Origin of the sequence: Pseudomonas kurunegalensis (genome assembly GCF_030291635.1) — a bacterium.
Taxonomy (GTDB): Bacteria; Pseudomonadota; Gammaproteobacteria; order Pseudomonadales; family Pseudomonadaceae; genus Aquipseudomonas; species Aquipseudomonas monteilii.
The window spans coordinates 2498312-2511625 of the sequence record NZ_CP127871.1 but is presented as its reverse complement, the minus strand read 5'-3'; the positions used below and the strand labels follow the sequence as shown (position 1 = coordinate 2511625).

Annotated in this window: 13 protein-coding genes; 10 read left to right on the top strand and 3 right to left on the bottom strand. The window is 62.1% G+C overall.

The window, feature by feature from the left end; translation table 11 throughout:
- Positions 1-56: 56 nt before the first annotated feature.
- On the bottom strand, positions 57-311 hold the full coding sequence (locus tag QQ992_RS11265; RefSeq protein WP_286113407.1) for a hypothetical protein: 255 nt from the start codon (positions 309-311) through the stop codon (positions 57-59).
- Between the two features lie 220 nt (positions 312-531).
- Here QQ992_RS11265 and QQ992_RS11260 point away from each other — a divergent pair, with 220 nt between their 5' ends.
- Positions 532-978, top strand: coding sequence for a hypothetical protein (locus QQ992_RS11260; protein ID WP_286113406.1), 447 nt, complete (start codon positions 532-534; stop codon positions 976-978).
- A 167-nt stretch (positions 979-1145) separates the two neighbouring features.
- Here the strand turns inward: QQ992_RS11260 and QQ992_RS11255 are convergent, their stop codons facing one another.
- Both QQ992_RS11255 and QQ992_RS11250 read right to left on the bottom strand, forming a co-directional pair.
- On the bottom strand, positions 1146-2342 hold the full coding sequence (locus tag QQ992_RS11255) for an amino acid aminotransferase (protein WP_286113405.1): 1197 nt from the start codon (positions 2340-2342) through the stop codon (positions 1146-1148).
- A gap of 288 nt (positions 2343-2630) precedes the next feature.
- Positions 2631-3656 carry an Ldh family oxidoreductase gene (locus QQ992_RS11250; RefSeq protein WP_286113404.1) on the bottom strand — a complete coding sequence of 342 codons (1026 nt, stop codon included), beginning with the start codon at positions 3654-3656 and terminating at the stop codon, positions 2631-2633.
- 142 nt (positions 3657-3798) lie between these two features.
- Between QQ992_RS11250 and QQ992_RS11245 the strand changes: the two genes are divergently transcribed.
- From QQ992_RS11245 to QQ992_RS11205, 9 genes are all read left to right on the top strand, one after another.
- Positions 3799-4671 carry a MurR/RpiR family transcriptional regulator gene (locus tag QQ992_RS11245; protein ID WP_110741082.1) on the top strand — a complete coding sequence of 291 codons (873 nt, stop codon included), beginning with the start codon at positions 3799-3801 and terminating at the stop codon, positions 4669-4671.
- A gap of 22 nt (positions 4672-4693) precedes the next feature.
- On the top strand, positions 4694-5446 hold the full coding sequence (locus QQ992_RS11240) for a transporter substrate-binding domain-containing protein (protein WP_028698823.1): 753 nt from the start codon (positions 4694-4696) through the stop codon (positions 5444-5446).
- 85 nt (positions 5447-5531) lie between these two features.
- Positions 5532-6251 (top strand): ABC transporter permease, encoded by a 720-nt coding sequence (locus tag QQ992_RS11235; RefSeq protein ID WP_016713841.1) that lies wholly within the window; start codon positions 5532-5534, stop codon positions 6249-6251.
- A complete protein-coding gene (locus QQ992_RS11230; RefSeq protein ID WP_105947477.1) occupies positions 6248-6958 on the top strand; it encodes an ABC transporter permease in 711 nt (236 codons plus the stop codon). The genes QQ992_RS11235 and QQ992_RS11230 overlap by 4 nt, the downstream gene beginning before the upstream one ends.
- Before the next feature lie 16 nt (positions 6959-6974).
- Positions 6975-8219, top strand: coding sequence for an NAD(P)/FAD-dependent oxidoreductase (locus QQ992_RS11225; RefSeq protein WP_105947476.1), 1245 nt, complete (start codon positions 6975-6977; stop codon positions 8217-8219).
- 22 nt (positions 8220-8241) lie between these two features.
- On the top strand, positions 8242-9024 hold the full coding sequence (locus QQ992_RS11220; protein WP_105947475.1) for an amino acid ABC transporter ATP-binding protein: 783 nt from the start codon (positions 8242-8244) through the stop codon (positions 9022-9024).
- A 486-nt stretch (positions 9025-9510) separates the two neighbouring features.
- Positions 9511-10320: a gamma-glutamyl-gamma-aminobutyrate hydrolase family protein gene (locus tag QQ992_RS11215; RefSeq protein ID WP_286113403.1), complete on the top strand. Its 810-nt coding sequence runs from the start codon at positions 9511-9513 to the stop codon at positions 10318-10320.
- Between the two features lie 553 nt (positions 10321-10873).
- Positions 10874-11785: a 5-dehydro-4-deoxyglucarate dehydratase gene (kdgD, locus tag QQ992_RS11210; protein ID WP_016713836.1), complete on the top strand. Its 912-nt coding sequence runs from the start codon at positions 10874-10876 to the stop codon at positions 11783-11785.
- 103 nt (positions 11786-11888) lie between these two features.
- On the top strand, positions 11889-13253 hold the full coding sequence (locus QQ992_RS11205; protein ID WP_286113402.1) for an MFS transporter: 1365 nt from the start codon (positions 11889-11891) through the stop codon (positions 13251-13253).
- Positions 13254-13314: the final 61 nt, after the last annotated feature.

Below are 13314 nucleotides of genomic sequence, written 5' to 3'. Positions count from 1 at the left end.
TGCACGGAAAGGTTGCACTTGCGAAGCCCCTTTCCGAGGGGCGGTTGCACTTGTCTTTACAAGCGGGTTGTGCCGGTGGGGCTACCTTGCAGGGTAAAGTGAGCCAAGCTGGCCTGCCAACCTGTCCCGCTTTGCCTCATGTCGGCCATCATCGCATCGAGACGACCTGCCATATTCTGATATTGAACCCGCTCCACCCCCTCCATTTCGCGACCGAACACCGACACCGTGCATAAAAACGCCAATTTGTAGACAGGCTTGCCCGCATGAATGTCATTCACCAAAACGGCATTCTTGTTTTTGTCTTTCACAAGGCCCCATGAAAAACCGTTTTTTGGGGTGGCGATTTAGCGAAATCAGGGGTATTCGAGCCTGGCCAAGGCCGGACGGCACCTATCATTTTTGTCAGTTTCCCAGCATGGGATTCGATAGTAGCTTGATATTTCCAAACAAGGCCCTATTCATTTTTGCGAATCGCTCGGGATCTTGGAATGGTGACAAGAACCAATTGAAAAAATGCGAGGCTACATCATGAGTTTGGTGAAAGCGCTGTTTGACCTGATCGAAAATGGGGTTAAGGTCGCCTCTACCTCTTCTACCGCCACCATAGAAGCGAATATAAAGTACGCGAACGAAGGCCCATCTTTTGACAAATTTAATCTTGCTTTTGCCTCACCCAATACGGTCGCCCTGCTCGGCACTGACGAAAACAAACAGGAATGGGCCTTTTTTATTTACGCTGAACAAGCGCTTAAATCTGGGAGCCTGGATGAAGAAACGGGACTCGGTTGTACTGTCTTCAGGCCCGGCAAAGACAAAGACGGAGTAATAGAAAGACACTGGCATGGCAACTTGGAGTACAGCCGCAACGCAGACAGATTCATAAATTTCACCGTCAATGGTAAAACTTCAGACATGAAGGACATTTTCAAGGCCACGGCGTCTATTGATCTCTACCCGGACAAAAAGACCAAATAGTATCGTGCCGAACGCTGTGTGAAGGCATAGTCCTTGACCGTCACCACTTGTGTGACGGCCATTTTGTCTTCACCAGCGAAAACCTGCCGTGCGATTGTCAGAGCAACCGTGCGGCGCGAAAGGCCTGCACTCCCGCAAGAAGGGGCCGCGCAGGCCCCTTGGCGGTATTACTTCTGAACAGCAGCGAATGCTTCGGCAACCCGTTGCAGGTTGGCCGGGCGCAGGCCGGACATGCACACGCGGCCGCTGTCGATCAGGTACACGCCAAACTCGTCACGCAGGCGGCGCACTTGCTCGACGCTGAAGCCGGTGTAGCTGAACATGCCGCGCTGGCGCAGGAAGAACTGGAAGTCCTGGCCTGGCAGCAGCACCGCCAGCGCATCGACCAGCGCCTGGCGCATGTCGAGGATACGCTTGCGCATCACTTCGACTTCTTCGGCCCACTGGGCATTGAGGCCGGCATCGCTCAGCACGCCAGCGACCAGCTGGGCGCCGAAGTTGGGCGGACTGGAGTAGTTGCGGCGCACGGTGGCCTTGAGCTGGCCAAGGACGCTCTGGGCAGTGGCGTCGTCGTCGCACACTACCGACAGGCCGCCAACCCGCTCGCCGTACAGCGAGAAAATTTTCGAGAACGAGTTGCTGACCAGGCACGGCACACCGGCACGGGCCATTTCGCGGATAGCGTAGGCGTCTTCCACCAGGCCTTCGGCGAAGCCCTGGTAGGCGATGTCGAGGAACGGGATCAGTTGGCGCGCCTTGACCACTTCGACCACTTGTTGCCACTGGTGTTGTTCCAGGTCGGCGCCGGTGGGGTTGTGGCAGCAGGGGTGCAGCAGTACCACGCTGTTGGCCGGCAGGGTCTGCAGGGTTGCCAGCATGCCGTCGAAGTCCACGCCACGGGTGGCCTGGTCGAAGTACGGGTAGGTGTGCACCTTGAAGCCGGCGCCTTCGAAGATGGCGCGGTGGTTGTCCCAGGTCGGGTTGCTGACCCAGACTTCGGACTGCGGGAAATAGCGCTTGAGGAAGTCGGCACCGACTTTCAGGGCACCGGAGCCACCCACGGTCTGCACGGTGGCCACACGGCCGCCGGTTACAGCCGGGTGATCGACACCGAACAGCAGTGCCTGGATCGCCTGGCGGTAGCTGGCCAGGCCTTCCATCGGCAGGTACAGGGAAGCTTCGTGGTCCTGGCCGGCGATGCGTTTTTCCACCGCATCCACAGCCGCCAGTTGCGGCACCACGCCAGCCTCATCGTAATACAGGCCGATACTCAGGTTGACCTTGTCGGCGCGCGGGTCGGCCTTGAAGGTTTCCATCAACGAGAGGATCGGGTCGCCGGCATAGGCATCGACATGTTTGAACACAGCGTGCAGCTCCTTGGATCAGGACAGTACGAAAAGTCAGCGTTGAGCATACCCGGAGTGCGGGTTCAGGAACATCCACTATTGTGCAAGGTTGTCTATGCAACATTGCATGGCTGGAAGCCTGAAGCCAGCGCGCCTCCTGTAGGAGCGGCCTTGTGTCGCGAAAGGGCTGCGCAGCAGCCCCGGCATTATGTGCACTTGCGCTGAAATCCTGGGGCCGCTTTGCGGCCCATCGCGACACAAGGCCGCTCCTACAGGGACCGCGTAGCGCCAACGCAATAGCGGCAATCAGCCAAGCAACTCTTTCAGGCCTTGCAACTCCTGCTCAGTCACCGCCACACCCTCCTCCTCGGCCAGCTCGCGCTCACGATAGCGCCGCTCACCCGGCATCCGCGTCAACCCCACCGCCTGCATCTGTTCCACCAACTCGCGGCTACGCTGGGCAAAGCGCTCGCCCTCGGCCTTGTGCGGGTCGATGACGATGATCAGTTGCCCGGTCCATGGCGTTTTCGCCCCCGGGTGCCCCGACCAGTCGAACTCCCAGGAGAAATGCCCGCCGGTCAGCGCCGCCGCCAGCAACTCGACCATCATCGACAGCGCCGAGCCCTTGTGCCCGCCAAATGGCAGCAAGGCGCCGCCTTCCAGAATCGCCTTGGGGTCGGTGGTCGGCTCGCCATTGGCATCCACGCCCATGCCTTCCGGCAGTTGCTGGCCGGCACGCGCGGCAATCTGCACGTCACCGTGGGCCATGGCGCTGGTGGCCATGTCGAAGACGATCGGGTCGTGTTCGGCACACGGTGCGGCAAACGCGATGGGGTTGGTGCCGAACAGTGGCTTGCGGGCGCCATGCGGCACCACGCAGGTCATGCTGTTGACCACGCTCAGGGCCACCAGGCCCTCTTCGGCAAACGGTTCAACATCTGGCCACAGTGCCGCGAAGTGGTGCGAGTTGTGGATCGCCAGCACGGCAATACCGGCATTGCGCGCCTTGGCCACCAACAACTCACGGGCAGCAGCCAGCGCGGGTTGGGCGAAACCGCCTGCTGCATCGACCGTGACATAGCCGGCCGCCACGTCATTGACCTTGGGCGTGGCCTGGCCATCAACCCAACCACTGTTCAAGGTAGAGACATAGCCGGGCATGCGGAACACGCCATGGCTGTGAGCGCCATCGCGCTGGGCGCTGGCACAGTTGTAAGCCAGCACCCGAGCCACGCGCTCGCTGCAGCCATGGCGTTGGAAGATGGCCTGCAACAGGCCCTGCAGCTCGGTAAAAGGCACATGCACGACAGTGCTGGTGGAAGGTGCGGACATCTGAAGCTCCTTGTTGATTTTGGAATGGCGACAGCGTTGCAACGACAAAAACTTTCCTGCATGTGACAGCAATCTGTCAAATGTTGACTTGATGACAGAAAACATTCATTTTCTTCCCACGCCTCACCCCTGGAGCCGCAGCATGAGCCAACCGATCAAGCAACGCCTGGAAAACAGCCTCGAAGGGGCCGCTGCCTCGGGCCGCAAGATCGCCACCTACATGCTCGCCAACCTGCACGAACTGCCGTTCCAGACTTCGGCCAGCATCGCCGCCAAGCTGGGCGTCAGCGAATCCAGCGTCGGGCGCTTCTGCCGCTCACTGGGTTATGCCCACCTCAAGGCGCTTAAGCAAGACCTGCAGAACGACCTGGGCGACGGCCCGTGGCTGGTGGGTGACCGCCTGCAAGATTACCGCCAGAACCAGGACGCCAGCGACAACGCCGGCAGCCTGGAGCTGGAGATCGCCGCCCTGGTGCGCGTGCACGAGTACCGTCAGAGCCCGGCCTGGCACAGCGTGGCGCAACGCCTGGCCAGCAAGCCACGGGTGTTCATCGCCGGCTTCCAGACCGAGCGCGGCGTGGCCATGTGCATGAGCCACTTGCTGCAATACCTGCGCGATGGCGTGCAGCTGGTCGATATCAGCGCCGGGCACTTCGGCGACGTGTTGCTGGGCCGCGCCGAAGACAGTGCCCTGGTGGTGTTCGAAGCGCGCCGTTATTCCCGCCATGCCTTGATGCTGTGCCAGAAGGCGCGCGAGGCGGGCATCGCGGTCACCCTGGTGACCGACACCTTCTGTGACTGGGCCGATGCCAACGCCGACGAGGTGTTCCGCATCCCCACCGAGTTCAATCTGTTCTGGGAATCCACCTCGACGATGCTGTCGTGGGTTCACCTGATGGTCAACGAGGTCTGCAAGAAACTCGGGCCTGATGTTGAAAAACGCTTGGAAGCGACTGCCGCTCTACATAACGAGTTCGTCGGCTACACCTCGTGGTCGGCGGGCAAACAACAATAGCAAGAGTGCAATGAGGTGCGAGATGAACAAGACCATGGCCTTGGTGGGTGCGTGTGCCCTGCTGCTGACGGGTGCCGCCAGTGCCGAAACCCTGCGTTTTGCCACCGAGGGCGCCTACCCGCCCTTCAACTATGTCGATGCCGATAACAAACTGCACGGCTTCGACATCGACATCACCCACGCCCTGTGCGAACAGATGAAAGTCGAGTGCACGCTGGTGGCCCAGGACTGGGAAGGCATCATCCCGGCCCTGATGGCACGCAAGTACGACGCTATTGTCGCCTCGATGATCGACACCGAAGAACGTCGCAAGAAAATCGCCTTCACCGACCATTACTACCGCACCCCGCTGACCGTTGCCGTCGCCAAGGACAGCAAGATCGACAGCGCCCAGACCGACTTCGTCGGCTACACCGTCGGCGCCCAGTCGTCGTCCACCCAGGCCATCTACGCCGAAGACGTGTATGGCAAGGCCGGTGCCGACGTGAAGCTGTACCCGACCATGGACGAAGCCAACGCCGACCTGGCCGCCGGGCGCCTGGACGGGGTGATTGCCGACAAATTCCCGCTGCACGAGTGGATGACCAAGAATGGTGGGGATTGCTGCAAGATCCTCGGCGACGTGGCAAACACCAAAGCCGATGCTGCCATTGCCGTGCGCAAGGACGACGAGGCCCTGCGCCAGCGCCTGAACGTTGCACTGCAACAGATCGTGGCCAACGGCACCTACCAGAAGATCGCCAGCAAGTACTTCGCTTTCGATATCTACAACTGATCTTCAGGAAGTCTTGCGAAAGCTCTGTGGGAACGGCGTTGCGTCGCTCCCGCAGAGACCGCACTACCCGTCCAAGGGGTTTGTCATGCTCGATCAATTGTCCTTGCTGTCCTTCGCCAGCGGAGGCTGGGGCCAGGCGCTGCTGGCCGGCGCGCTGGTTACCGTTTCCCTCGCCCTGGCCTGCCTGCCCATCGGCCTGCCGCTGGGCTTGGTAGTTGCGCTGGCCGCACGCTCGCGCAAACGCCTGCCACGGGCCTGGGCCACCACGTTCTCTACCGTGTTTCGCGGCCTGCCAGAGCTGCTGACATTGCTGATCATTTATTACGGCTGCCAGATCGCCGCGCAGAAGATCCTTGCCGCCATGGGCTACGAGGGTGAGTTCCTGATCAACACTTTCCTTGCCGCGATGATTGCCTTCAGCCTGGTGTTCGCCGCGTTTTCCAGCGAGATCTGGCTCGCAGCCTTCAAGACCCTGCCCAAAGGCCAGCTGGAAGCCTGCTCGGCACTGGGCCTGAGCAAGCGCACCGGCTTCTTCAAGGTGCTGCTGCCGCAACTGACCCGCATCGCCCTGCCTGGCTTGTCCAATAACTGGCTGTCGCTGCTCAAGGACACCTCGCTGGTGTCGACCATTTCGCTGGTCGACCTGATGCGCCAGACCAACCTGGCGGTCAGCGTGACCAAGGAGCCCATGTTCTTCTACGGCGTCGCCTGCCTGGGTTACCTGCTGTTCGCGGCACTTTCCGGGCGCGTGTTCGCCTACATCGAACGGCGCAGCAACCGCCACCTGCAAGGAGCACGCGCATGAGCTTCGATCAACTGCTGGCACTGGTGCTCGACCCCGACCTGCTGGAGCGCTACGGCCCGCGCTTTCTCGATGGCCTGCTGGTAACCGCCAAGCTGGTGGCCATTTCCTTCAGCCTGGGCGCCGTGCTCGGCCTGTTGCTGGCCCTGGCACGCATGTCGCGCAGCCTGGTACTGCAGCGCATGGCCGCCGGTTATGTGTACTTCTTCCGTGGCTCGCCGCTGCTGGCCCAACTGTTCCTGCTGTATTACGGCCTGGGCTCGCTCAAGGGCTTCTGGCAGGACGTGGGCCTGTGGTGGTTCTTCCGCGAGGCGTGGTTCTGCACCTTGCTGGCATTCACCCTGAACACCGCCGCCTACCAGGCCGAGATCTTCCGTGGCAGCCTGATGGCCGTCGCCCCCGGCCAGCATGAGGCAGCGCGGGCGCTGAACCTCAAACGCTCGACCACCTTCTTCAAGGTGATCCTGCCGCAGTCGCTGCTGGTGGCCATCGGCCCGCTGGGCAACGAACTGATCCTGATGATCAAGGCCAGTGCGATTGCCTCGCTGGTGACCATCTACGACCTCATGGGCGTGACCAAACTGGCCTTCTCGCGCAGTTTCGACTTCCAGATCTACCTGTGGGCCGCTGTGCTCTACCTGGTGATCGTGGAACTGGTGCGGCGCCTGCTGAAACACCTGGAAGCCCGCCTGGGCCGCCACCTGAACTGACCGAAGGATACGTTCCATGCATTGCCAGACCCTTGTCCTCGGCGCCGGCATCGTCGGCGTCAGCACCGCGCTGCACCTGCAGGCCCGCGGGCGCCAGGTGATCCTGATCGACCGCGACGAACCGGGCAGCGGCACCAGCCACGGCAACGCCGGGCTGATCGAGCGCTCCAGCGTCATCCCCTATGCCTTTCCCCGGCAACTGGGCGCATTGCTGCGCTACGGCCTGAACCGTCAGCCCGATGTGCGCTACAGCCTGGCGCACCTGCCCAAGGCCGCGCCGTGGCTGTGGCGCTACTGGCGTCAGTCAGCCCCTGGTCGCCTGGCCGGCGCCGCCGCTGACATGCTGCCGCTGGTGCAGCGCTGCGTCGAAGAACACGACGCGCTGATCGCCGCTGCCGGCCTTGAAGGGCTGGTGCAGGCCAAAGGCTGGATCGAAGTGTTCCGCGACCCGGCCCTGTTCGAGCAGGCCAAGGCCGATGCCAAAGGCCTGAGCCGCTATGGCCTGCAATTTGAAATCCTTGAATGCGGGCAACTGCAGGCCCGCGAGCACCAGCTGGACGCCACCGTGGTCGGCGGCATTCACTGGCTCGACCCGAAGACCGTGAACAACCCCGGCGCCCTCACCCGTGGCTACGCGGCGCTGTTCCAGCAACGCGGCGGGCAGTTCCTGCATGGTGATGCACGCAGCCTGCGCCAGGCCAACGGCCAATGGCGGGTAGAGAGCCGCCGTGGCCCGATTACCGCCGACGAAGTGGTGGCCTGCCTCGGCCCACAGTCGGCCGACCTGTTCAGCGGCCTGGGCTACCAGATCCCGCTGGCGATCAAGCGCGGCTACCACATGCACTACAGCACCCGTGACGGCGCGCAATTGGAGCATTCCATTTGCGATACCCAGGGCGGCTACGTGCTGGCGCCGATGGCGCGCGGTGTGCGCCTGACGACTGGCATCGAGTTCGACGCAGCCAGCGCGCCCGGCAACCAGATCCAGCTGGGCCGCTGCGAGGCCCTGGCGCGCAAGCTGTTCCCGGCCTTGGGCGAACGCCTCGATGACACGCCGTGGCTGGGCCGTCGCCCGTGCCTGCCCGACATGCGCCCGGTGATCGGCCCTGCACCGCGCCACCCGGGGCTGTGGTTCAACTTCGGCCACGCCCACCACGGCCTCACCCTGGGCCCGGTCAGCGGTCGGCTGGTGGCCGAGCTGATCACCGGCGAACACCCCTTCACCGACCCCGCGCCCTACAGCGCGACCCGTTTCGACTGAACCCACGCGGGAGAAAAACAACATGACCGCACCACTGAGCCTTGCCAGCCTTGCCCCCGAGCCCGACCCACGCCAGGTGCTGATCCGCATCGAAGGCCTGAACAAGCACTACGGCGCGTACCACGTGCTGCACGACATCGACCTGCAGGTGCGCGAAGGCGAACGCATCGTGCTGTGCGGGCCGTCCGGCTCGGGCAAATCGACGCTGATCCGCTGCATCAACCGCCTGGAGGTGGCCCAGCAGGGCAGCATCAAGGTCGACGGCATCGACCTGGCCGCCACCACCCGTGAAGCGGCGCAGGTGCGCAGCGATATCGGCATGGTGTTCCAGCATTTCAACCTGTTCCCGCACATGAGCGTACTGGACAACTGCCTGCTGGCCCCTACCAGCGTGCGTGGGCTGTCGCGCAAGGACGCCGAGGAACGGGCGCGCATGTACCTGAAGAAGGTGGGTATCGAAAGCCAGGCGCACAAGTACCCCAGTCAGTTGTCCGGCGGCCAGCAGCAACGCGTGGCGATCGCCCGGGCGCTGTGCATGAAACCGAGGATCATGCTGTTTGACGAGCCAACCTCGGCGCTGGACCCGGAAATGGTCGCCGAAGTGCTGGATGTGCTGGTGCAACTGGCCGGCACCGGCATGACCATGCTGTGCGTCACTCATGAAATGGGCTTTGCCCGGCAAGTGGCCGAGCGGGTGCTGTTCCTGGAGGGTGGGCATATCATCGAGGACAGCCCGCCGCAGGTGTTCTTCAACCAGCCACGTACCGACCGAGCCAAGGCGTTTCTGGCGCAGATACTGCACTGATTGGGACTGCTTGGCTGATGCGCAACCGTGTAGGAGCGGCCTTGTGTCGCGAAAGGGCCGCGCAGCGGACCCGCATTCAGCTTCGCTGCCGATATCGCCGGGGCCGCTGCGCGGCCCTTTCGCGACACAAGGCCGCTCCTACAGGTTCAACGTCGACCGGATAAATAGGGGGCACCTGCGCCTCCTTCTTTGCACCGCTGCAAAGACCCAACTGCATCGTTAAATATTATTGACCGACACCCCCGCCAAACCCACGCCGCTACAGGCCCGCATCGGTTTCAGCCCCCAAAAACCGGTGCATTCCCCGCGTTAAAGCCCTCTTCAGTCGTTTGACATATCGAACGGCTCTGGCAAGCTATCTACATGCCTCGACCGGAATCGTCGCCTCTGACGAGCCGGCAGTGCTCGGGGCTACAGGCTGCACCCAAGGCTCCGCGCCGTGCGCCTGCACAACAACGACAGGCTGAACCTGTCCCAAGGTGACATATGTCCAACAGCAACATTGGCAACAAGCAACCTTCCCTGCGCAAACCCGTCGTCCTGATGACCATGGGCAGCCAAGAGCGCAAAGGCCATGACTATCAGGTCATGACCCACAAATACATCACTCCGCTGGTCGAATTCTCCGATTGCGTTCCGGTACTGGTGCCCACTTGCTGCGGCACTGAAGACCTCGAGACCTACCTGGACATGGCCGACGGCGTGTACCTGACCGGCGCTGGCAGCAACATCGACCCGGCCCTGTATGGCCAGGAAAACCAGACCCCAGGCAAGGGCCAGGACCAGAACCGCGACCTGTTCGACATCCCGTTGGTCAAGGCGGCGATCAAGCGTGGCCTGCCAATCTTCGGCATCTGCCGTGGCATGCAGGAAATCAACGTCGCCCTGGGCGGCGACATCTACCAGAAGGTGTACGCCGAGCCGGGCTTCAACGACCACCGGGAAAACCCGGAAGACCCGGTTGAAGTGCAATACGCTCAGGTTCATGGCGTGAAGGTCCAGCCGGGCAGCTGGCTGCAAGACACCCTGGGTACCGATGAGATTCGCGTCAACTCGCTGCATGGCCAAGGCCTGCGCAAGCTTGGCGCCGGCATCGAAGCCATTGCCCATGCCGAAGACGGCCTGGTCGAGGCCATTCACGCCCCGAGCATTTCGCCGTTCCTGTTCGCCGTGCAGTGGCACCCGGAGTGGCAAGCGGCGAAAAACCCTGATTCGATCAAGATTTTCCAGGCGTTCGGCGATGCTTGCCGTGCCCAGGTACGCAAGGCGCAGATCAAGCGCCAGCACGCTGCCTGACCTTCAGTTTCCTCTGCTTTGATCGCGGGGCGGCGCAAGGCCGCCCCCGTTTCCCCGGTCACCCTCTGCTGGTCCCAGAACACTTCCCGTGGATGCGGGCGGCGGGCTTGTGCCTGTCTCCGCGATCGTTTTTCCCTTCCCCTGACAAGAGATACGATGACTGCTATGTGGTCGCCGTTTCATTTTCAGCGCCTGTGAGATCGAGCGCCGCCCGCGCGGCGCATCGCGAGCAAGCTCGCTCCTACGTTTGTTTCGGGCCAGTTATTCCTGAGACAGAGGCGCGCGCCCCCTTGGCGTACACCTCGATATTGTGCTGAGCCATCGAGGCGGTCGCGCACGACGGCACAGGCGATACTGGCCCGAAACAAATGTAGGAGCGAGCTTGCTCGCGATGCGCCGCGCGGGCGGCGCTCGGTATATGCCCCACCACAAATCTTCAGGCAGGCACCTAAAAAATTTTCTAGGGGGACTAGTCATCGCGCAAGTTGTACGATAACTTACCTCCAACGCAGAACAACACCCTTCACCCAAGCGCCACAGGATGCCTACAACAATGACTCCACAAGAACTGAAATCCATCCTCTCCCACGGCCTGCTGTCTTTCCCGGTCACCGACTTCAACGCCCAGGGCGATTTCAACCAGGCTGGCTACATCAAACGCCTGGAATGGCTGGCCCCGTATGGCGCCAGTGCCCTGTTCGCCGCTGGCGGCACCGGTGAGTTCTTCTCCCTGGCTGCCAGCGAATACAGCCAGGTGATCAAGACCGCCGTCGACACCTGCGCCACTTCGGTACCGATCCTCGCCGGCGTGGGTGGCTCCACCCGCCAGGCCATCGAATACGCCCAGGAAGCCGAGCGCCTGGGTGCCAAGGGCCTGCTGCTGCTGCCGCACTACCTGACCGAAGCCAGCCAGGATGGCGTTGCCGCCCACGTTGAAGCGGTGTGCAAATCGGTAAAAATCGGCGTGGTGGTCTACAACCGCAACGTCTGCCGCCTGAACGCCGACCTGCTGGAAAAACTGGCCGAGCGCTGCCCGAACCTGATCGGTTACAAAGACGGCCTGGGTGATATCGAGCTGATGGTGTCGATCCGTCGCCGCCTGGGCGACCGCTTCAGCTACCTGGGTGGCCTGCCGACCGCCGAAGTGTATGCTGCTGCCTACAAGGCCCTGGGCGTACCGGTGTACTCCTCCGCCGTGTTCAACTTCGTGCCGAAGACCGCCATGGACTTCTACAACGCCATCGCCCGTGACGACCACGCCGCCGTGGCCAAGCTGATCGACGATTTCTTCCTGCCGTACCTGGACATCCGCAACCGCAAAGCCGGCTACGCCGTCAGCATCGTCAAGGCCGGCGCCAAAATTGCCGGTTACGACGCAGGCCCGGTGCGCACGCCGCTGACCGACCTGACTGCCGAAGAGTACGAAATGCTCGCTGCCCTGATGGACAAGATGGGTCCGCAATAAGCGCACCCCTGCGGCCTGCCCTTGCCGCACCCGGAGTGGGAAGCCCCACTCCGGTTACAATTCGTGAGCCCGCACAAAAATAACTAGTGGGAGTATTACCAGCATGCAAGCGACTAAGAAGACGCATGTGCGCTACCTGATCCTGTTCATGCTGTTTCTGGTGACCACGATCAACTATGCCGACCGCGCTACCATTGCAATCGCAGGCTCCAGCCTGCAGAAAGACCTCGGCATTGACGCCGTAACCCTCGGTTATATCTTCTCCGCCTTCGGATGGGCTTACGTGGCTGGCCAGATTCCTGGTGGCTGGCTGCTCGATCGTTTCGGCTCCAAGAACGTCTACGCCTTCAGCATCTTCACCTGGTCGCTGTTCACCCTGTTGCAGGGTTTTGTCGGTGGCCTGCCAGTTGCCTGGGCCGTAGTAACCCTCTTCACCCTGCGCTTCCTCGTGGGTTTCGCCGAGGCCCCGTCGTTCCCGGGTAACGCGCGCATCGTCGCCGCCTGGTTCCCCACACAGGAACGTGGCACGGCCTCGGCCATCTTCAACTCGGCACAGTACTTCGCCACCGCACTGTTCGCTCCGATCATGGGCTGGATCGTGTTCAGCTTCGGCTGGGAGCATGTGTTCGTGGTCATGGGCGCACTGGGCATCGTGTTCTCCATGGTATGGCTGAAGACCATCCACAACCCGCGCCAACACCCCCGCATCAGCCCAAGCGAGCTTGAACACATCGAGCAGAACGGCGGCCTGGTGGACATGGACCAGAAGCGCGGCAACGACGGCCCGAAATGGGGCTACATCAAGCAGCTACTGACCAGCCGCATGCTGCTGGGCGTGTACCTGGGCCAATACTGCATCAACGCCATCACCTACTTCTTCCTCACCTGGTTCCCGGTGTACCTGGTGCAGGAGCGCGGCATGACCATCCTCAAGGCCGGCTTCATCGCCTCGCTGCCGGCGGTCTGCGGCTTCATTGGTGGCGTGCTGGGTGGCGTGATCTCGGACTGGCTGCTGCGCCGTGGCAACTCGCTGACCTTCTCGCGCAAACTGCCGATCGTCTGCGGCCTGTTGCTGTCGACCACCATGGTGTTCTGCAACTACGTCGACGCCGAATGGATGGTGGTCGGTTTCATGACCTTGGCATTCTTCGGCAAAGGCATCGGCGCGCTGGGCTGGGCGGTGGTGGCAGACACCTCGCCCAAGCAGATCGCCGGGCTGTCCGGTGGCCTGTTCAACACCTTCGGCAACATCGCCTCGATCACCACCCCTATCGTGATCGGCTACATCATCAGCGCCACTGGCTCGTTCAAGTGGGCACTGGTGTACGTGGGTGCCAACGCTCTGGTGGCCGTGTTCAGCTACCTGGTAATCGTCGGCCCGATCAAGCGTATCGAACTGCGCGACGATGCCCCAAAGCCGCAAGCTGAGCCTGCCGCCAACGGCGAACTGGCCAGCGCGCGCCACTGAGTGAACACGCCCGCGCCGGGTTACCTGGCGCGGGCGGATGTACAAAAAGCCTGAGAACCTG